The 20,135-nt window shown below is 47.2% G+C and carries 17 protein-coding genes; 11 read left to right on the forward strand and 6 right to left on the reverse strand.

The annotated features are described in order from the left end of the window. Positions 1–556 precede the first annotated feature (556 nt). From ACR6Z4_RS08925 to ACR6Z4_RS08950, 6 genes are all read right to left on the reverse strand, one after another. The gene (locus ACR6Z4_RS08925; protein ID WP_479716896.1) at positions 557–1,135 is read right to left on the reverse strand and encodes a cell division protein SepF; all 579 of its coding nucleotides are present in this window, start codon (positions 1,133–1,135) and stop codon (positions 557–559) included. Between the two features lie 820 nt (positions 1,136–1,955). Continuing rightward, a complete protein-coding gene (locus ACR6Z4_RS08930; RefSeq protein WP_479716897.1) occupies positions 1,956–2,651 on the reverse strand; it encodes a YggS family pyridoxal phosphate-dependent enzyme in 696 nt (231 codons plus the stop codon). Positions 2,652–2,988: 337 nt separating this feature from the next. Continuing rightward, a complete protein-coding gene (pipX, locus tag ACR6Z4_RS08935; RefSeq protein ID WP_479716924.1) occupies positions 2,989–3,261 on the reverse strand; it encodes a transcriptional coactivator PipX in 273 nt (90 codons plus the stop codon). Between the two features lie 618 nt (positions 3,262–3,879). Next, positions 3,880–4,851: an energy-coupling factor transporter transmembrane component T family protein gene (locus ACR6Z4_RS08940; protein WP_479716898.1), complete on the reverse strand. Its 972-nt coding sequence runs from the start codon at positions 4,849–4,851 to the stop codon at positions 3,880–3,882. Positions 4,852–4,857: 6 nt separating this feature from the next. Beyond that, on the reverse strand, positions 4,858–6,219 hold the full coding sequence (der, locus tag ACR6Z4_RS08945; RefSeq protein ID WP_479716899.1) for a ribosome biogenesis GTPase Der: 1,362 nt from the start codon (positions 6,217–6,219) through the stop codon (positions 4,858–4,860). 389 nt (positions 6,220–6,608) lie between these two features. Further along, complete coding sequence (locus tag ACR6Z4_RS08950) at positions 6,609–8,495, reverse strand: ArsA family ATPase (protein ID WP_479716925.1); 1,887 nt, start codon at positions 8,493–8,495, stop codon at positions 6,609–6,611. A gap of 215 nt (positions 8,496–8,710) precedes the next feature. On the opposite strand from ACR6Z4_RS08950, the gene ACR6Z4_RS08955 reads away from it, so the two are divergent. From ACR6Z4_RS08955 to ACR6Z4_RS09005, 11 genes are all read left to right on the forward strand, one after another. Continuing rightward, positions 8,711–10,558 (forward strand): AAA family ATPase, encoded by a 1,848-nt coding sequence (locus ACR6Z4_RS08955; RefSeq protein WP_479716900.1) that lies wholly within the window; start codon positions 8,711–8,713, stop codon positions 10,556–10,558. A gap of 22 nt (positions 10,559–10,580) precedes the next feature. Next, complete coding sequence (locus ACR6Z4_RS08960; protein WP_479716901.1) at positions 10,581–10,844, forward strand: hypothetical protein; 264 nt, start codon at positions 10,581–10,583, stop codon at positions 10,842–10,844. A gap of 835 nt (positions 10,845–11,679) precedes the next feature. Continuing rightward, on the forward strand, positions 11,680–11,898 hold the full coding sequence (gene gvpA / locus ACR6Z4_RS08965; RefSeq protein WP_479716902.1) for a gas vesicle structural protein GvpA: 219 nt from the start codon (positions 11,680–11,682) through the stop codon (positions 11,896–11,898). A gap of 114 nt (positions 11,899–12,012) precedes the next feature. Further along, on the forward strand, positions 12,013–13,263 hold the full coding sequence (locus ACR6Z4_RS08970) for a hypothetical protein (RefSeq protein ID WP_479716903.1): 1,251 nt from the start codon (positions 12,013–12,015) through the stop codon (positions 13,261–13,263). Then, complete coding sequence (gene gvpN / locus ACR6Z4_RS08975; protein WP_479716904.1) at positions 13,260–14,624, forward strand: gas vesicle protein GvpN; 1,365 nt, start codon at positions 13,260–13,262, stop codon at positions 14,622–14,624. Before ACR6Z4_RS08970 ends, gvpN begins: the two co-directional genes overlap by 4 nt. Before the next feature lie 2 nt (positions 14,625–14,626). Then, positions 14,627–14,974: a gas vesicle protein gene (locus ACR6Z4_RS08980; RefSeq protein WP_479716905.1), complete on the forward strand. Its 348-nt coding sequence runs from the start codon at positions 14,627–14,629 to the stop codon at positions 14,972–14,974. Between the two features lie 149 nt (positions 14,975–15,123). Beyond that, positions 15,124–15,321: a hypothetical protein gene (locus tag ACR6Z4_RS08985; protein WP_479716906.1), complete on the forward strand. Its 198-nt coding sequence runs from the start codon at positions 15,124–15,126 to the stop codon at positions 15,319–15,321. 8 nt (positions 15,322–15,329) lie between these two features. Next, positions 15,330–15,506, forward strand: a complete 177-nt coding sequence (locus tag ACR6Z4_RS08990) for a hypothetical protein (protein ID WP_479716907.1) — start codon at positions 15,330–15,332, stop codon at positions 15,504–15,506. Between the two features lie 460 nt (positions 15,507–15,966). Next, a complete protein-coding gene (locus ACR6Z4_RS08995; protein WP_479716908.1) occupies positions 15,967–16,437 on the forward strand; it encodes a gas vesicle protein K in 471 nt (156 codons plus the stop codon). 631 nt (positions 16,438–17,068) lie between these two features. Beyond that, positions 17,069–18,910 (forward strand): ATP-dependent zinc metalloprotease FtsH3, encoded by a 1,842-nt coding sequence (gene ftsH3, locus ACR6Z4_RS09000; protein WP_479716909.1) that lies wholly within the window; start codon positions 17,069–17,071, stop codon positions 18,908–18,910. A 518-nt stretch (positions 18,911–19,428) separates the two neighbouring features. Further along, entirely contained in the window at positions 19,429–20,037 is a 609-nt protein-coding gene (locus tag ACR6Z4_RS09005) for a hypothetical protein (RefSeq protein WP_479716910.1), read from the forward strand. Positions 20,038–20,135: the final 98 nt, after the last annotated feature.

The raw sequence follows: 20,135 nt of genomic DNA on the forward strand, positions 1-20,135 counted from the left end.
ATATCGCGCTTCGTGCCTGGATACATTGCGGTTTTGATGTGAGAGCCGCGCGGAGCGCGGCTCTCACATCAAAACTTTTACTTCATGCCATTGAGAATTGCTATAAAACCATCCTTGTGGGATCTGCTGTTTAATAAAATCCCAGTTTGGTTGGGGTGCGACAAAGTCGCACCCCAACCAAACTGGGATTTATGTCTAATACTTTGTCATCATCAAATTTCGGGGTCACCGATCTTTGATTACCCTCCCTTAGGAAATTTCTGAAAAAGATGTCACCCCTGTAAGGGCGAAGCATTCGTTAGATAGTCTTTAGTAAATGGTGAAAATCATTGTCCGAATGCTTCGCCCCTAAGATTGGCGGGGATGATCTTTTCTAGAAATCGCCTTAGACCTCCGAGGTTTTGAAAACCTCGGAGGTCTAATATTTTGTCAACCCACATTTAGGTGTTGACAAAATATTAGACCCTGATTATGCAACGTCGCTGTAGAGGAACGCTAACGTTCCCCTACAGCGACGTTGGCTAACATCTGCTGAGGGTTTGGATGAGTCTTCACATCAAGCCATTCTGGCTTGATCATCCCACGATGGAGTAGGTGCAGTCCGAGCCGGTCTTGCAGGCGGAGCTTGCATCGTAGGAACTTCATTCCCTACACCCATTTGAGTGCTCACTTGTACACAGCTGGGTGTAAACAGGAAAATACTTTCGCCGATCCGCTCTTGATGACCGTCGATCGCGTAAGTACCACCCGCCACAAAATCTACTGCCCGTTGTGCCTGGTCTGGATCCATGATGGTCAGATTTAAGACAACAGACTTACGCTCTCTCAATGCACGAATAGCTTGGGGCATCTCTTCAAACGTGCGGGGTTCCATGACCACCACCTCAGAGATGCCATTTGTAGCACCGGGCATACCAATTACGTTGTTCATTGTGGTTGTTCCTGTTTCTGTAGATAGGGTTGAGCGTTCCCGCAGGCGACGACGACGAGGTTCCTCGTCTTGAACAGGTTGGGTATTTTCTTCTTGATAAAGATTTTGATACTCTTGTCCGTCCATCTCGTCATACTCATATTCATATTCCACTGGATCGTTCAATCCAACGAAATCTCTCAGTTTGGTGAAAATATTATTCACTGTTCACGCTCCATCACGACTAGAGTTTATGCAAGTTACTTTGAAAAAGTACCTTTAAACACACAATGGGAAACACAAAAATAAGCAACGTTCAAGACTTTTGAGGCATATCGGATGGATCTATAGGTCAAAGCAACGATAGGGATAACATATTCATCCTACCCACTTCCCTACAAACATCCTGCTTAAACTTATCAGGTTGTGAGTCCACAGTATACCTCAATTTTTTATTTTCGCTACCTCACGTCAGGTGAATTAGGAATTTATTAAGAACTGCCTGACTGACCTACTCTGATCAACTCCCTCAACCGCTGAGAAGCTCGGTTTGAATCGGTTCCAATTAGAAATTTTACGCTGAATCAATTGCATTTATTTTGCTGGATTCAGCCAAATTCAGAGGGGCTAAAGTCAGTCTAGAACAATAAATTTGTCCCACTATAACTGTCTTATTTAACACATGCATAGGTCGAGAGAAAAATCTGTGGATCAAGGCACTGTCCCATACCCTTGTTCCCCAACCAAGTAGATGCATTCTGGCGTAGTGAATTCACCCATAAGAACTCCGCCTACCCAAGCCAAACAGGATAACTCGCATCTGCTATGGCAAACCCTAGCAGGCATCGAGCCAGTTTTGGTTGTGTTTTCAATCTATCGGTTATTGCTCGCAGCGATCGCGGTACAAGCACTTCAAACAATAACCAACCTATTTAGATCATCGCCCTCGGTGGGACTCCTATCTCGTGCCATAAGATGAGCTGAATTAAGAGTGGGTAGAGCAACCCCTGTGAAACACGGTCAAACCCCATAGATAATCATGGAATTATTCGCGATCGCCAAACAAAACTCGACCGAGGCGAATCATGGTCGATCCAGCTTGAATTGCCAGCGGGTAGTCCTCTGACATCCCCATCGACAGATGAATGATGTTGAGTGCCCCGTGTTCATGACAAAATTCATGACGAATTTTGTCTGCCAACTCACGCGCCTGGGTAAAAATAGAAAGCGTTTCTGACTCGGTTAAACCGTAAGGTGGAATTACCATCAACCCGGCAATATTGAGATGACGCAGTTGATCCAGCGTGGGTAAATCTAATAATAACTCTGGAACCGTCCAACCATATTTACCGGGATCGGGCACGATTTTGACTTGCAGACAAAGATTGGGATTTATGGAATGTTCTGTAGCAACCTGATTAAGCTTTTGGGCTAACTTCAGACTGTCTACGGAATGAATCCATTGAAACCGTTCTACGACCTTAGCCACCTTATTGCTTTGCAAATGCCCAATAAAGTGCCAGGTTATATCTTTTAAATCTGCCAGTTCATCTTGCTTGGGAATGGCTTCTTGAATCCGACTTTCTCCAAAATCTCGCACCCCTGCTTCATAGGCAACTTTTATGGCTGCTGTAGATACCTGCTTACTCACGGCAATCAACCGCACAGTCTCAGGTAGCGTCTGTCGGATCTGAGCGAGTCGCTCGGCGATCGCACAATTGGTCGGATCAGAAGTCTTCATTCCAGCAAACCTAACATGACCTGAGGATCTGTGATCCTCAGAGAATGGAGTCCTAAATATAGTGCTCCTTTTTTGGAGACAACGTATCTTTGCAGGGTAGCAGAATTTTGCAAGCCTACAGGTAGTGCTTACCAAACTTTAATAGTCTATAACGCTGTGCAGGTTGATTCGATACGGTGTGGTGGGGTGCGGAGCGCCACACCACACCGTTTTTGGTACTGAACGAACTTGCACACCACCGCTATATAGCGTTATACACTCCCAAACAAAATAGTGAAGTGTTGAAACGCGGCGCGTTTCAACACTTCACCCGCAATGACTCAATTGCGTTGCACCTTTATTGATGGAAGGTTTGTTTATAAACAGCTTGGAGCAAGTCAAAATCTTTCATTTGCCCGAGGCGGCGGAGATAGCGCAGGCGAGTTTCAACCAATAACCGCGCATCTGACCGACCCATGGGATCAAATTGCACACCACTGGGGCTGGTTGTCACCAAGAAGAAAAGCCGCTGAGCATAGAGAGTGGCAAACAGTTCTTGAGTATCTTCAACCATGCAGACTCTATAGAGCAGCCCAAATGTCGGATGGTTGAGATAGATTTCATTGGTCATTGATTTGGACGGCGGCGAAGAAATTTGAGGCGAGGTTTTGCTTGAGAAGATAGCTCTCTGAGATGACATAGTTCGTAAGATTAAAAATAGGTGGTTTTAAGACACAGCACAGCAACTAAGTAAAGAAGGGATGCAGTCAACCATCAGGGGATTGGAGCAACGACTTCCTAAAAGATCTGGGTAAGACTCTAGAGATAAGACAATTCATGTGATCCCCGTTTTCTGAGATTGAACTGGATACTGTCTCAACCACCCTTGTATATCGTGACGTTATGGTTCAGAACGACGGTTTAAACCGTCTGAAATCTACTGAGAATGATGGCGATCGCTCTTTTCTACAGCTCTTTTCTACAGACTGTTTACAAAAACATTAAATTCCCAGCAGATGCAAAAGTACAGGTCTACTGGGTCAATCTTGCTGGCTCAATTAATCACCTAAGAGAATTGAAACATCCTCAATTTGGGGGGCTAACAACGATTAATCGCGGGGCAAGGATCTTAATAATTCAGTCTGAGACGATATTTCCAATACTCTATGTTAAAAGTGTGCCTTAGCGCTACAAAATTTTGATGTTTATTTCAGCAATCTCTATAAAATTCGGTAAATTTATCACCGATTTACATCCCCCCGATGCCAAAACGCACCCCCCAAAACAAGAGAACACCCGCCAAGATCACCCAATCTACACGTCTTAATTGAAGTTGATGCCACTGGACTTGATGCTGATTAGCACTGGTAAAGCCTCTCACTTGCATCGCACTGGCAATTTGTCCTGCCCGCAACAGCAAGTTATCAATCAATCGTTCTGCCACCATCAACCAGACCTGAGAACTACCTCGAAACCCCAGTTTTTTCCAATTAATTGCCCTGGTACGAATAGAGCGAACTAAATTTTGCACTTCTTCTAAAACCAAGGGAATGAAGCGCAGAGATAACGTCAGCGTCAAGACAATTTCAGTCACAGGTACCCTAAAACGGCGCAGCGGCTGCATCAGATCATCCAACCCTGCTGTAATTTCTTCGGGCGCAGTCGTAAGTAGATACAAGTTCGTGCTGTAGATCAGCGTAAACATGAGCGTGCCAACCCGCACCGCCAGTTCTAGCGATCGCCGTGTGATGGTGACGATCCCGCGATGGAACAAAATGTATTGATAATCTGTGGGTTGCGGTAAATTTTCCGGTTGATCCCATGCCGTGAGCGGGTCGGTGGTGGTACTAGATACTGTGTCGGGGTTCGGAGTGGGGGAGGGAGCCGTTGTTTCAACCAGCGCCAGTTCATTAGCTGGCAGGCGAGACTGATAGCTGACTTCCAAGCCATCAGGAGCAAGCATAGTGATGACAAAAATTAATAAGCTAAAAATCATCACCAATCCCATCTGCCGCCGCCAAATCCGGAAGGGGATCATGGCAGTTAGGGTCAGTAAGAGCAACCAACCGACAATCGACAAACGCCAGTAAGGGTTTGCAGAAATCGGTGTTAATAGAAATGTCAGTAACCAGGCAAGTTTGACTCTGGGATCAAGCCGATGTAGCCAGGTTACAGGTTGTTCTAAATACAGCCCAATGGGGAGCGATCGCAATAAATCCATACTTCACTAGACGCGAGTTGCCCGATTGGCGCTGCCGCGTTCCATTTCCCGGAGTTTCTTCCCGCGCCACAGCAATCGCAACGGAGTTCCGGTAAACCCTAACCCCTGCCGGAATTGGCGTTCAATATAACGACGATAGTTATCGTTAAACAGCTGGGGATCATTGACAAACAAGACAATTGTGGGCGGTTGGCTGGCAACCTGAGTGCCATAGTAAATCTTGCCTTGCTTACCTTGACGGGTTGTCGGGGGCGTGTGCCAATTCAAGGCTTCCTCCAGCACTTCGTTGATCACTGCCGTTGTCACGCGGCGTTTGTGTTGTTCAGCCGCCGTATTCACCAGATCCAGAATTTTTTCGACCCGTTGCCCCGTCAACGCACTGGTAAAAATTGTCTCTGCCCATTCCGTAAAATGCAGCCGTTCGCGGATCTCTTTGTCATAGTCATAAATGGTGTGTGAATCTTTTTCGATCGTGTCCCACTTATTCACCACCACGACACAAGCCCGACCTTCGTCGGTAATGCGCCCTGCCAATTTTTGATCTTGTTCCGTCACCCCATCCAAAGCATCAATTACAAGCAACACGACGTCAGAGCGACGAATTGCCTTAAATGCCCGATTGATCCCAAAGAATTCGGGACCGTATTCGACCTGCTTTTTCTTACGAATGCCTGCGGTATCAATCAAGCGATAGCGCTGCCCCTGACGCTCAACCACCATATCGATCGCATCTCGCGTGGTACCTGAAATCGGACTGACGATCGCTCTTTTTTCGCCGACAAATGAGTTCAGCAGACTGGATTTGCCTACGTTGGGTCTACCCACAATCGCGACTTTGATTTCCTCGACCTCTTCGAGCATATCTGTCGGCGGTAGATGGGCAACCAATGCATCCAGCAAATCGCCAGTGCCGTTACCGTGAATCCCAGAAACGGGAAAAGGTTCGCCTAGCCCCAAACTCCAAAATTCTGCGGCTTGCACTAAGCCTTGCTCCAGCGATTCGCATTTGTTGACAGCGACGAGGACAGGAACAGATTGATGTCTCAGCCAGGTAGCGATCGCCTCATCAGATGCAGTTAAACCCAATTGCCCATCGACAACCAGCAATGCTGCACTGGCTTCAGCTAACGCCGCCAATGCCTGCTCCCGAATTAACGGTAAAAACTCAGTGTCGTCATCAAACACCAACCCACCCGTATCCACAACCAAAAATTCGCGATCTCGCCAAAACGCAGTTTTATAGGTGCGATCGCGAGTGACACCTGGTTCATCATGAACAATGGCATCTTGCAGTTCAGATAGACGATTGACCAGGGTAGATTTGCCCACATTGGGGCGACCGATAATGGCAACGATAGGGAGAGGCATTTTAGGGATGGGGATGAGGGATCAGGTTAGAGCAACGGTTTAGGCGTGCCCAGTTTTATAAAGTCAGTTCAGTCAGGACGTGGGATTAGGGTTAGAACAACGGCTTGTATTTATCTGAGGATCGGGGATTTTATAGAACAGAAGATTTGTTTGGGTCGGCGCGGCGACGCCGCGCCGACCAAAATAAACGTCCGAATTACACGTTACTCGATCTGCGATCCGAAGGGTGTCACTGCCCCCATCTTGCCAAAATCTTTGAGCTGACGCAGCAGTCTTGACGGATCAAATTGAATTGCTTCGTAGACGATGCGTATTGCTTGCCTATCGGTTTCAACCCCATTCACCTAAATCTTGAATTCATTTAACTGTCGATCTTCCATTCTAAAGTCTTAAAACAAAAGATCGGCGGCGATCGCCAATTGTTTTTTAGCCGCGATGCCGCGAGGTAACTGAGGTAATCGTACAATAGTTTGCTGATTGAAGGTATTTTCGGGAAGGTCTTGCCCTGCCTGATAGCGATTGTGAACAATATAAGTCTGACTGACACCCATCGTTTCTAGCGATTGAGTTAGCCTTTCGGCTTCGCTGATAATGGCAGATTGCGCCTGTAGCACACCAATAAATTCTGTATAGGTGGCATCTTTCAGTTTCTTTTGCGCCTGCATCACTCGCTGCCGCAATGTGCGGAGCCGTCCCATAAATTCGGTGCGCCCCACCACATCCTGGTATTTGATCCACAGTTTAAAGATCCAGGCTAACCAATCTCCCATGGCTGTCGGCATTTCTAGAAATCGCAAGAGATGCCCGGTGGGTGCTGTGTCCAAAATAATCAGATCTTGTTCTTTCGTTTCCAGTAGCTCCATGACGGTGATCAGCGACAGCATCTCATCGATGCCCGGTAGCGCTTGAGCCACAATCTGCCGCCAGGCCACCGGCCCATAAGCAATGCTGAGATTGTCGTCAGCATCGGTCTTGCCGCTCATCATTTCTGCCAATTCCCAGAGATAGTCTTCTCGAAATTGATCGAGCACACGTTCGGCATTGATCTCCTGGGCACTGAGATTTTCAGTCAGGGCTGTAGGATTATGGTCTAATGGCGTACCAAAGGCATCGCCAAGGGAATGGGCAGGATCAATCGAGATCACCCGAATATTTTTCTGAGGATGCTCTTGGGCAATGCCCCAGGCGATCGCAGCTGCCACCGTTGTTTTGCCAACCCCACCTTTGCCCCCCACAATAATTAAATGCCGTCCTGCCACCAGAAAATCATGAAATCCCGGTGGAATTTTCTCCGGCATGACGGTATTGGCAGTCCCATCAGCAGGACTCAGCTCGCGACACTGCGCCGGGTTGATCTGGTCAAATAATCGATCTAATGCGATCGCGCCAACGGGTTCTTTATCAGATTGGGGAATGGCAAATACAGGCTGATCCGGCATCAGTGATAAGAATTTACTGATCATCTCCTGTTGTTCTAGAAGCTGCTCCCAGATGTGATCCCCGCGAACCGCATTCAAAAGTTGGTTGACAAAAATTCCACCCACCGGAATCTGCAACTCGCCTAACGCTATTAAAAATCGTCGCGTTTCCAACCAGCTCATCGGTTCGGCGATCGCCACAACCAAACACGCTGTTCTTTCAAGATCTTGTAAGAGCTGACGACCCGATGCCAGATCCAACTTCATATCGAGCAAAAATTGATCGGCATCATCGGGGGTATAACGACCCGTAAATGTTTTGCTGATCACCCGATGTTTTTCCTGGAATAGATCGAGCGCTGCCAAAAATCCATCCAAAAAATCCATCAGCCCAAATAAATTGAGGGTGTGTCCACTCGGAGCCATATCGACGACCACCCGATCAACCACCTGCTCGCGCAGCAACCGCTGAATTTCTAAAATGCCCATGAGTTCGTCTAGCCCCGGCCAACTCAAATCCCAAACCGGACTGAGGTCTTCGCCTTCAACAAAACTTCCCCGTTCTACCAACAGTTCTAATACTTTGCCATAGCGGGCTTTAAAGTCTTGTAATAAGGTTTGAGCATCTAGTGCCCTCACCTGCAAATTGGGTAAATCGGCAACGGCATGAGGCTGGTCTTCGACCGGCATGTGCAACACATCGCCTAGAGAATGTGCTGGATCAGTAGAAAGTAACAAAACGTTTTGATCTGGAAATTGCTTTGCCCAGCGACGAGCAAATCCGCAAGAAAGCGTGGTTTTACCAACACCACCTTTGCCACTAAACATCGCCAGTTGAAGGTTGTCGTACCGCTCCATAGTCACCATGCAACTGTTTAAATCACTAGACGGGAGAGAAACCATTCCATCCGGAGATTGCCAGTCGATCGTTTTCATGTCATCTAGAATTTTCATACAGTTGGCACTGATCTGGTCAGCGCAGCATGAAGAGGTATTACATAAAGCTTAGGGCTGTGATTAGAATGCCCACAAACTGGGCTAACTATTAACTGAGATAACCAGCGGAACTATCTATGAGCGACATATTTAAGGGATTCGAACAGCTTTTAGAACTAGCTAAAGCCCTGGAAGAAAAGGCAGAGAAGGGAGAGTTAAAGGCAGACGTTCAGATCAGCTCTCGTCCCTTAAGTGGCATCCCCCGGCAAGGCAATATTCCCGGTGGCATCGGCACAAGTCGTATCCGCACCAATCCTACTACCTCCGCCTCCGGATCAACCAGTCCCACACCTACCGCTGGAGAAGAGGTACTCGTTACACCTCCCCCAACCGATGCGAGTGACGGTGCATCTTTAAAGGATGTCGGGGGATTATCAGAAATCTTAAAAGAATTGCGAGAGCTGGTCGAAATTCCCCTCAAACGCCCAGACTTACTGAAAAAATTCGGGTTAGAACCCACCCGTGGGGTGTTGCTGGTAGGTCCCCCAGGAACGGGTAAAACATTGACGGCACGCGCCTTGGCTGAAGAGTTGGGCGTAAATTACATCGCCATTATTGGACCTGAAGTCATGGGCAAATATTATGGCGAAGCGGAAGGGCGTTTGCGAGGTGTATTTGAGAAAGCAGCAAAATCTGCACCCTGTTTAATATTTATCGATGAAATTGATAGTCTTGCGCCCGATCGCTCTAAGGTTGAAGGGGAAGTCGAAAAACGATTGGTGGCTCAGCTTTTGGGGTTGATGGATGGATTTGCGAAAACCACAGGGGTTTTAGTGTTAGCAGCAACCAATCGCCCGGATCACCTGGATCCGGCTCTGCGTCGTCCTGGACGGTTTGATCGAGAAGTCCAGTTTCGGGTACCCGATCGAGACGGTCGGGTGGAGATTCTCAACATCTTGACTCGTGAGATGCCCCTGGAGACTGCGGTTGATTTAGATGCGATCGCCGACCTAGCCGTGGGTCTAGTCGGTGCTGATCTCAAAGCCGTCTGCCAAAAAGCAGCCTACACGGCTTTGCGTCGTCAGGTGCCGTCGTTAACGGCTCCCATTCCAGACAACATGACGATCAGCCAGGCAGATTTCCTTCAGGCAATTAAAGAAGTGAAACCCTCGGTTTTGCGATCGGTCGAGGTGGAATCACCCGATATTACCTGGGAGCAGATTGGTGGCTTAGAAACCGTCAAGCAGACCTTGCAAGAATCGGTCGAGGGTGCCCTGCTCTATCCCGAACTCTATCAACAAACTGGAGCCAAAGCCCCTCGCGGCATTTTGCTTTGGGGCCCGCCCGGAACCGGAAAAACATTATTGGCAAAAGCAGTGGCATCCCAGGCACGAGCCAACTTCATTGCCGTAAATGGTCCTGAATTGCTCAGCAAGTGGGTTGGCGCGGCAGAGCAAGCCGTCCGCGAGCTATTTACAAAAGCGCGGCAGGCAGCACCTTGTGTGGTTTTTGTAGATGAGATCGATACCCTGGCTCCGATCCGGGGCAGTTCTCAAGGCGACTCAGGTGTAAGCGATCGCGTCGTAGGTCAACTGCTGACTGAACTGGATGGATTGCAAGCGTGTCCTAACGTGCTGTTAGTCGGAGCCACCAATCGCCCAGATGCCCTTGATCCCGCCTTAATGAGAGCAGGTCGGCTAGATTTACAAATCAAAATCGACCTGCCCGATCTCAGTAGTCGTCTTTCAATCTTGCAAGTCCATAACCAAGATCGTCCCCTGGAAGCGGTCAACCTGACAGAATGGGCAGGTCAAACCGATGGCTGGAATGGTGCAGATCTAGCACTTTTGAGCAATCAGGCAGCGTTGGAAGCAATTCGACGCTACCGGACACAGGGTGAAACTGATCCCAGCACGATTCGGATTACAAACACAGACTTTATGGCTGCCTATCAAATCCTCCTTAGCCAACGAAACCGGGAGTAAATTTTACGGAGTTGACATAACTATGTTTCCAGATCAAACGTCTGACGCTATTCGTCAGCAAGCACTTGCTGTGCTGACCGCTCAATTTGTTGCCCAGGGGCATCCGACTGAATACGCCACCCAAATGGCAACCGCAACCATTTTTCAGGTGGATCTAGAGTTAAGAAATGCGCAACTTTCTCGTCTATTGGATTGGATTAAACAAAAGCACGACACAATTTATCAAGATGCATTAGCGATCGTTGAAACAACTCGTGAAGAATTTGAACGGCGGGTGCAATCTTAGATGTGAGATTTTCGCAAAGACATTTTTATTTATATAAACTTCTTTCGAAGTTTTGATCGAAAAACTCAGATTCACAGCGTCATTTATAGGGTTACAAAGCCGAATCTGAGTTCAATGAAGTTTTGTGACAAAAGATGATTGAGGCAACTTAAATAAACCATCCGGATTAGGCGAGTAACGCTCGAAAAATTATTGGAAATGACTTTTAGATTTCACATCTGGAAGTTCATGAGATGAACACAGGCTAACAGGTTAATCCAGCACAGATATCCTTATTTGCTTGTGATCATCAGGTGTTTTTTTAAGTGTCCAACAAGTCTGTAACACAGGCTGGGTAAGGCAAATCGTCTTTCTTTTGCACAGGTCACTGGGCTATCTTCGTCAGAAATTATTCAAAGAAAAACCTCAATCAGGAATAACTATGATTTGATTTCAATGACGGTGTTAGATAGCTTCGTGATAAGGGAAATATAGAGACATCTCCATTATTAGAGCATTCTAAAACCAATCAGAATTCTGCTTTTGGTTAAAAGATTGAGAGTGATGGAGTCGTGCCTCTTAACAAAGGGATGAGGTAATCCGATCAGGATTTGTAAATCGTTCAGGTATATGGAGTTTTTGGATTAGCAAGCTCTCAATAGTTGCCCTAGCTTTCTGATCAGTACTTACTCGTATGCTCAAAACGAATTAGTCAGCGTTCAGCATATCTGCTGATTTGATGCAATTGAATGACTATCTATCCTATCAATGGATGCCTGGTCCTTTAGTTAGATTCCAAATGTTCAAGGTAAGGCAAACCAATCTCCAAATTTACTTAGTTTTTAGGTGATTAATCATGGCTGTTGAAAAGGTAAATTCCTCCTCTAGCTTGGCTGAAGTCGTTGACCGCATTCTAGACAAGGGAATTGTCATTGATGCATGGGTTCGTGTTTCTTTGGTTGGTATTGAGCTGTTGGCTATTGAAGCTCGTGTCGTGATTGCTTCTGTAGAAACCTATCTGAAATATGCAGAAGCAGTTGGTTTAACCGCTCAAGCAGCCGTACCTGCTGCATAATATCCAAAACTGACGCTGGAGGGCTTTTTGTCGCTCTCCAGCGTTTCTTCTCTTCTAAACATCCCTGCCGATCCATTCCATTCGTACCTATAGCCTCGCAGTAGGAGGTTCCCCGTGACTGCCTTCAGAGATCAATGGCAAGAGCAACGACTAAGACGTCAACACGAGTTGGCAGAGCGTCAACAGCAAGTGCGCGAGGCTCTTGCATCTTTTCAGCAAGAGCGATTTACAAAAGCGTCTCAATTGCGCGATGACCTTGGTTTATTTCGGTTAGAGCTACAACAAGGGACTCAAACTTTTTTGACCCATACGAGCCAGCAGCGCCAAGTTCAGGCACAACAATTGGCTCAGTTTTTGCAAAATTTCAATCGAGATTTACAAACACAAACTGCTGAATTCTTGCGATTGATTACTGCCGATCGCTCACTCATGGCGCAAGAGTTATCGCAGGATTTAAGCCGTTTTCGCAGTCAACTCAGCCAATCAGTGGTGCTATTGCGGCAAGCACTCCAAGCACGAATGCAAATATTGCAAGCCGAGGTTGCAGCACTTCAGGCAGATACACATAAGATGTTGCAATTGAATCAACAAGAGCGCTTGCAAAATCACATGCGCCTCGTGCAAGAGTTGGCAGCGTTTGCAGAAAACTTACGAATCAACGTGCAAACTTACCTCGCTGAACTAGAACTGGTACGACAAGATCGTGCTCAACAACTTCAGCAAATGCTTCAGGGCGATCGCCAGAAACGACAAGTAGAGATGGATGCGATCTTCCAAGAGTTGTCAGATTTTCGGGCTGAGTTACGTCAATTTTGTACCGATCTCCGTGCATCTGTTTGGGGTAGGGGAAATGGCGTATCCCCTGTGACTCAACCCCCTGTTGCTAAACCTGTAGTTTCAGCTCCTGTCGCTACCCCTGTAGCTGTGACAGCTACACCTCCTCAACCGGCGATCGCTCAAGTCAAACCAGCTGAACCCAGTGCTCCTCCAGCACCGAGCGTCCAACCATCGGCTAAAACAGAGGTTGCGAGTCGCGCTGTTGCGGTCGTGGAACCTCCAGCAGCCCCGACACCTGCCGAAAAACCCACTGCAATCGCTGCTGAAGTCTTGGTATCCAGTGAAGAAACGTTGATCATGGAGACTACTGAAATAGCTCCCAAAGTTCTTCAGCAAGATTCTGCACAACTAGAGAAAGAGATCTATCACTACATCCACGAAATTAAAGGCGCTCGGCTCAATGAAATTGAGTCAACCCTATCGATCAATCGATTTCAGGCTGTAGATGCTCTCCGGTCTTTGATTAAAAAGGGTTTGATTACTCAGCGCGATCGCATTTACCTGATTCAAGAGGAAGCTAACCTGTGACTACCGTTCTAAAAGCCAGCCCCCGGCGATTCGTCAACACCCCCTCCGTTGAGCGAGTTGCAACACGAGCTCTACGCTATCTACAATCCGGCTTTTCAGTACATCTGAGAGGTCCAGCAGGCACAGGGAAGACGACGCTAGCGCTGCATCTGGCAGATCTATTGAGTCGTCCCATCATGCTATTGTTTGGCGATGATGAGTTCAAAACCTCTGATCTGATTGGTAATCAGACGGGTTACACCCGCAAAAAAGTAGTGGATAACTTCATCCACAGCGTCGTCAAGGTCGAAGACGAACTGCGGCAAAACTGGGTAGATTCTAGACTGACACTTGCCTGTCGAGAAGGATTTACGCTAGTTTACGACGAATTCAACCGTTCTCGCCCAGAAGTAAACAATGTGTTGCTGTCTGCTCTAGAGGAAAAGTTGTTGGTTTTACCACCCAGCAACAGTCGGTCTGAATATGTTCGAGTCAATGCCAATTTCCGGGCAATTTTTACATCCAATCCAGAAGAGTACTGTGGGGTTCATTCCACGCAGGATGCACTTCTCGATCGGCTGGTTACTATCAACATGCCAGAGCCGGATGAGCTGACCCAACAAGAAATTGCGGTTCAGAAAACAGGCATTGATCGGGAGAGTGCCCAGATCATCGTGCGATTAGTCAAAACATTTCGGACACGAACGGGCGCTGAAAAATCGTCTGGTTTGCGTTCTTGCTTAATGCTTTCGAAAGTTTGTCATGAGCATGAGATTATCGTCACGCCAGAAAATGCAGAGTTTCGTGATGTTTGCGGCGATGTATTACTTTCTCGCTCTAGCTTGTCTTTATCCGACGCAACACAAACCCTTTGGGATGTTTTTAATGAACTGATTTGCTCAGCCGATGTGCCTACCGATGTACCTGTGGCAAACGATGTTCCGCAACTAGAAACCCTTGGGTTTGCTCCGGTTCCCCAGACAGGGCTCCAAGAACCGGCATCTTCAAATCAGGATGTATGCGCTCAACCAGCAGTTGCAGAAGGGTCATCCTCTGAAGTAACTGACTCGTCTGACGTGACAGTCTCTGACGTCACACCAGACCCATCGGCACACCATGAGCCTGTTGCCGCAGAAGACACCGTTGTCTCCCAACATGCGCCTGAAGAACCTACATCAGGGGTTCCTTATGAGCAAGAAGTGTACGATTACTTACGGCAGTTTCCCAAAGCTCGTCCATCAGAAATTGAAGCCGCTCTGAAAATTACCCGATATCAGACGGTGAATGCGTTACGATCTTTGACGGAGAAACAACTCTTGACTGAACAAGGTACTCAGAGCTTGTCAAACCGCCGCCTCACTGATGCCAAAAAGGTTGGATAAAAATGGTTGCAACGTCTCAGACTCGTCCCACAGCCACATCTAATCGTGCCATTACAACTTCGACACAGGGCTCTACCTTAGCAGATGTGCTGGAACGAGTTCTGGATAAAGGAATTGTGATTGCAGGAGATATCTCTGTTTCAGTGGGTTCAACAGAATTGCTCAGTATCCGGATTCGGCTATTGATTTCCTCTGTTGATAAGGCTAAAGAGATTGGTATCAACTGGTGGGAGACTGATCCATACCTGAGTGGGCAGTCTCGCCAATTGCTAGAAGCCAATCAACAACTCCAGACGCGCATCGAAAGTTTGGAATCGGAATTGCGATCGCTCAAAGCTGCAACTCCTTAGTAGGAGCTTTAAGGCTGCTCAAAATCACACACGAAATATTGAACGTTTAATGTCAAGACTGTCTTGGCAACTAGAGTTTTGCCTGTGGCAAAACTCTAGTTGCCAAAATAAATTTGGTTTAGAATCCTGATTAGACTAGGAATGAAAGAATGATTTCTATTAGAACGATGAAGCAAATTGCAACTTCTAAAACCATTCCCAGCTTTCGAGTCAGTGGTTCTAATGCAAGGCTACAATTTGCTAAATCTGACCTCAGCCGCAGGTTGTCGGGCTGCGCTCAGATGCACAGCCAGGAGCTGCGTCGGCAGTGGATGAACAGGGTGTGGGAAAGTCGTAGTCATAACTGAGTACTAAGATGTCTCAAACCAAATTGTCTTCTCAAAAGTCTCAGACCAAGCCATATATTGATTCTGAACACTATCGCCAGATGCTTGTGAAAGACGGAGAACGCCGTTTTCACGAATGGCACAGTGCCTTCTTACACCATCAAAAACAATTTCTTCAGGAAATTGCTCAAATGCGCCAGCGCTAGAGCCTGTTTTAAAAGGTGTTTTTTCGTGCGCGAAGCGCACGAAAAAACACCCCTCTTAGCGAGTTTTAAAACACGCCTTAGGGTAAAAGAATCTGGTTCCTGTTTAATCGTCAAGGTTCTTGTGCGGTCGGCATTGTAGCAATGCTGCATCTTGTAAGTTCATCAACCGAATTCAACACTAGCTCGGGCGTTGCCGATTTCGAGAATAAATTTGCACGTGAACCCAAAGAGTTTAGGTACAAATTCGTCCCGATACTAAACAATGCCTACTAGATTGAAGACCCTGCGCCGCTTGCTGCGCAAGCGGCGCAGGGTTTTAAAATTTTATTGTGATTGACTAAAACCCTCGAATGCCCGCAATCCAAATTTTCTTCCAAAGTGGGAAGTAGCATTGTAATTAACTATGCTGCTCTTTTGTTGATAGTGTGACGAACGGTCGGATCGGTTCTAAGCTGTATTCATGCCATCTTCTAATATTCCTATTCAAATCACTCCAAACAGCGGTCTGCCAGATCAAAAGCGATCGGATGCAGGCTTAGCCCCCCTATTGTTGACGGTTGTTGAATTAGTTCGCCAACTCATGGAAGCTCAAGTCATTCGGCGCATGGAAGCTGGAGAGCTGAGCGATGCTGACTTAGAAAGGGCAGCCGAAAGTTTACGCAAATTAGAAGAACAAGTGGTGCAACTCTGCGATGTATTTGAGATTGATCCTGCGGATCTCAATATCGATCTCGGAGAAATCGGAACACTTTTTCCTAAAGAAAATGGCTATTATCCCGGCGAAACGTCTACGAACCCTTCCATCTTGGAACTGCTCGATCGGTTGCTCAATACAGGGATAGTGGTGGAAGGAAATGTAGATTTAGGGCTGGCTCAATTGAACTTAATTCATGCCAAGCTCAGGCTTGTGTTAACGTCTAAACCAATCTGAGTAAACGATAAAGCAAGATGAGCCGTGGAAATGTTGTTTCTACGGTGATTTTTTCGAGTGGCGATCGCCCCTTCACACCACAAGGCGTCTCGGTTGAGATCATACCTATTTGAAGGCAAGTTTATTTAAAGGCAAAGCACCCCGCGCCCAAGTCTGCAGCCAGAGATATTGTCGCAAGACGAATTAATAATCCAAATGGCAGAATGAGAACATTAGGCACTTCAGTTTTGGCTGAACATTGGGGATTTTCATCCCTTTCAGGCGCGAAAAATAAGTTTCTCTGCCAGATTCTTGGCATCGTGGATTGAATGAAACCCAACTTCTGCCTGAGAGAGCGACGGCTTTGCCGTCGCTCTCTCAGGCAGAATTACACGTTAACTAATCTCCAATCCTGCGTGAGTACGGTGAGACTTGATTACAGTTCAGCCACGATTAACCAAGTTATGTCGTTCTGGGCATCCATGATTTCTAATATTGAGTTAATATTAGTTAACAATTATCAATGCACTAAGGTCAAAAATCGCATAGAGGTTGGTTGGAGTTTCTCATCTTCAGACCTTTTTGAGCTTTCAAGGGAACCTTAAAATTAGTTTATAGCTCTCACAGTGAGAATCTAGGAGGATTAGCCCCGGTGAATAAGCGGTGGAGAAATGCTGGGTTATATGCCCTTTTGGTAGTGGTAGTTATTTTTGTAGCGACGGCACTGCTTGATAGACCCTCTCAGAATGCAGATTCCTGGCGCTATAGCCAGTTTATCCAAGAGGTAGAGCAGAATCGGGTTGAAAAAGTTCGCATCAGTTCTGATCGGTCTAAAGCGGAAGTGACAACTAACGACGCCAAGCGCGTTTTGGTCAATCTACCGCCAGAAGACCCTGAACTGATCGACATTTTGACCAAAAACGGAGTTGATATTGCCGTGATGCCTCAGGCAGACGACAATATCTGGGCTCGTGTACTGAGCACGCTGCTCATTCCATTTTTGCTCTTAGTTGTGCTTTTCTTCGTGCTCCGTCGTGCGCAAAACGGACCAGGTAGCCAAGCGATGAACTTTGGCAAGTCGAAAGCCAGAGTGCAAATGGAACCTCAAACTCAGGTTACATTTGGCGATGTCGCTGGGATTGACCAAGCGAAGTTGGAACTGGCAGAGGTCGTAGACTTCTTGAAAAATGCCGATCGCTTCACCGCTATTGGGGCAAAAATTCCAAAGGGTGTGCTTTTAGTCGGTCCTCCAGGAACAGGTAAAACCCTGTTGGCTAGGGCAGTTGCAGGCGAAGCAGGGGTGCCTTTCTTCTCCATCTCCGGTTCTGAATTTGTGGAGATGTTTGTAGGGGTTGGTGCTTCTCGCGTCCGTGATTTGTTCGAGCAGGCAAAAGCAAATGCTCCTTGCATCGTATTTATCGATGAAATTGACGCCGTGGGTCGCCAAAGAGGTGCCGGTCTAGGTGGTGGTAACGACGAACGTGAGCAGACTCTAAACCAGTTGCTGACGGAGATGGATGGATTTGAGGGTAACACCGGCATCATCATCATCGCGGCAACGAACCGTCCAGACGTATTGGATGCCGCACTACTGCGTCCCGGTCGTTTCGATCGCCAGGTCGTCGTCGATCGCCCCGATTATGCGGGTCGTCTGGAGATTCTCAATGTCCATGCCCGTGGCAAAACATTGGCGAAGGATGTGGATCTGGAGAAGATTGCCCGTCGGACACCAGGTTTTACAGGTGCTGACTTATCGAACCTGTTAAACGAAGCGGCGATTTTGGCAGCTCGTCGGAACTTGTCTGAAATCTCGATGGATGAGGTCAATGATGCGATCGATCGCGTGTTGGCAGGACCCGAGAAGAAAGATCGGGTAATGAGTGAAAAACGGAAGTCTCTGGTTGCGTTCCACGAAGCCGGACACGCACTGGTCGGGGCATTGATGCCAGATTATGACCCGGTTCAGAAAATTAGCATTATTCCTCGGGGTCGTGCTGGTGGCTTAACCTGGTTTACGCCAAGCGAAGACCGCATGGATTCGGGCTTGTATTCTCGCTCGTACTTGCAAAATCAAATGGCAGTCGCATTGGGCGGGCGAATTGCGGAAGAGTTGGTTTTCGGTGAAGATGAAGTCACAACTGGAGCATCAAACGATCTGCAACAGGTGGCACGGGTAGCCCGTCAGATGGTCACTCGCTTCGGTATGAGCGATCGCCTGGGACCTGTAGCATTGGGTCGTCAGCAAGGCAATATGTTCTTGGGACGTGATATTGCAGCAGAGCGAGATTTTTCAGAAGAAACAGCGGCAGCTATTGACGACGAAGTTCGTAACTTAGTCGATCAGGCATATCGTCGGGCAAAGTCTGTTTTAACAGAAAATCGTTTGGTTCTGGAACGGTTGGCGCAAATGCTGATTGATCGGGAAACCGTTGACTCTGAAGAACTGCAAGAGATGCTGGCTACCAGCGATGTGAAGATGGCATCTATTCCTTAAGCTCGTGGATCATCAAAAAATCCTAAGAGATTAAGACAGGTCAGGGTGGGGGCTATGCCCCCACCCTGACCTGTTTTTTAGGCTGATGCGATCGCGTGGTGATGTGTTGAACAACCCGCAGCACCAGATAGCACGTCACTCCTGAATAGATGATGACGGTTGTGGTGAGAGAGCCGCGCTCCGCGCGGCTCTCTCACCACAACTGATACTTCACGCCATTGAAAATTGCTATAGATGAACGCTCGACGAATTGTGTTAAAGCTTGTAAGCTCTGGGCACCTACTATGGTCTCGGCTAAACACGATAGGGTAAGCTAAATTATTCGGATGAGGGGCGAAGCGATCGCCCCTTCGTTTTTGGTTTAGACCCGATCAAAAAAGCAGTCAAAAGACCTGATTTCGCATATCGTCGGGCATGAACCATCAACGTTCCGGATAGGTTTTTACTTGGAGTGTGTATTTAATCAAATCCAAGTTCTGTTTGCAATACTTAGCTCAACTCACCTCAAAATTTTGGTTATGAATTTCAAGTCATCGGGTTTCATTTTGATTGTATTGCTGGCAAGTTTAGCAGGATGCGGCAAGACCCAGACTCAGGCTGAAAATCCTGGTCAGACAACGGGTTCAGCCATTGCAGAGGCTTCTCCCTCTAGCTCTGCTGCCACTCCATCTGTCTTAGGAACGTCGTTACTGGCATCCGATGGCAAAGCAGAAATTACAATGGGATCCGGCTGGCAAGAAGAAAAAACGTTGCACGAAGAGGCGCAAATTCAGGCATTCAATCCTGACAAAGAAATGTATGTGATTGTTTTGTCAGAAAACAAAACAGATCTGCCTGACGATATGTCGTTGACAAAACATTCTGAAATTACGCGCGGCATTCTCACCGGAAACTTGAGCAATCCTGAGGTCACAGGACCGACGGATGTAAAGAAAGTAGGAGAGTATACAGCTGTCCAATACAAAATTGTTGGTCGTATCTCTGAAATTGATGTTGCCTACCTCCACACCACGGTTGAAACAAGCGATCGCTTTCACCAAATCCTGGCATGGACATTACCAGGAAAATTTGACCAGAATGAACCTGAGCTGCAAGCCGTGATCCAGAGTTTTAAGGAAGTTCGCTAAGCGCTTGCGGCTTGCTCCACAGTCCCTTGCCGTTTATGCTGTTAGTGTTATGTAACTGGAAGTTACAAATCTCAAGCATATAGCGCTGCTAATTGTTG

This window comes from Calyptranema fuscum S582 (genome assembly GCF_055793305.1).

What these genes read in the sequence shown, in the direction of transcription:
- ACR6Z4_RS08930 (WP_479716897.1), bottom strand. Translation starts at nt 2,651, where the DNA reads ATGAAGACTTCTGATCCGACCAATTGTGCGATCGCCGAGCGACTCGCT.
- pipX (WP_479716924.1), bottom strand. Translation starts at nt 3,261, where the DNA reads ATGACCAATGAAATCTATCTCAACCATCCGACATTTGGGCTGCTCTAT.
- ACR6Z4_RS08940 (WP_479716898.1), bottom strand. Translation starts at nt 4,851, where the DNA reads ATGGATTTATTGCGATCGCTCCCCATTGGGCTGTATTTAGAACAACCT.
- der (WP_479716899.1), bottom strand. Translation starts at nt 6,219, where the DNA reads ATGCCTCTCCCTATCGTTGCCATTATCGGTCGCCCCAATGTGGGCAAA.
- ACR6Z4_RS08950 (WP_479716925.1), bottom strand. Translation starts at nt 8,495, where the DNA reads ATGGAGCGGTACGACAACCTTCAACTGGCGATGTTTAGTGGCAAAGGT.
- ACR6Z4_RS08955 (WP_479716900.1), top strand. Translation starts at nt 8,711, where the DNA reads ATGAGCGACATATTTAAGGGATTCGAACAGCTTTTAGAACTAGCTAAA.
- ACR6Z4_RS08960 (WP_479716901.1), top strand. Translation starts at nt 10,581, where the DNA reads ATGTTTCCAGATCAAACGTCTGACGCTATTCGTCAGCAAGCACTTGCT.
- gvpA (WP_479716902.1), top strand. Translation starts at nt 11,680, where the DNA reads ATGGCTGTTGAAAAGGTAAATTCCTCCTCTAGCTTGGCTGAAGTCGTT.
- ACR6Z4_RS08980 (WP_479716905.1), top strand. Translation starts at nt 14,627, where the DNA reads ATGGTTGCAACGTCTCAGACTCGTCCCACAGCCACATCTAATCGTGCC.
- ACR6Z4_RS08985 (WP_479716906.1), top strand. Translation starts at nt 15,124, where the DNA reads ATGATTTCTATTAGAACGATGAAGCAAATTGCAACTTCTAAAACCATT.
- ACR6Z4_RS08990 (WP_479716907.1), top strand. Translation starts at nt 15,330, where the DNA reads ATGTCTCAAACCAAATTGTCTTCTCAAAAGTCTCAGACCAAGCCATAT.
- ACR6Z4_RS08995 (WP_479716908.1), top strand. Translation starts at nt 15,967, where the DNA reads ATGCCATCTTCTAATATTCCTATTCAAATCACTCCAAACAGCGGTCTG.
- ACR6Z4_RS09005 (WP_479716910.1), top strand. Translation starts at nt 19,429, where the DNA reads ATGAATTTCAAGTCATCGGGTTTCATTTTGATTGTATTGCTGGCAAGT.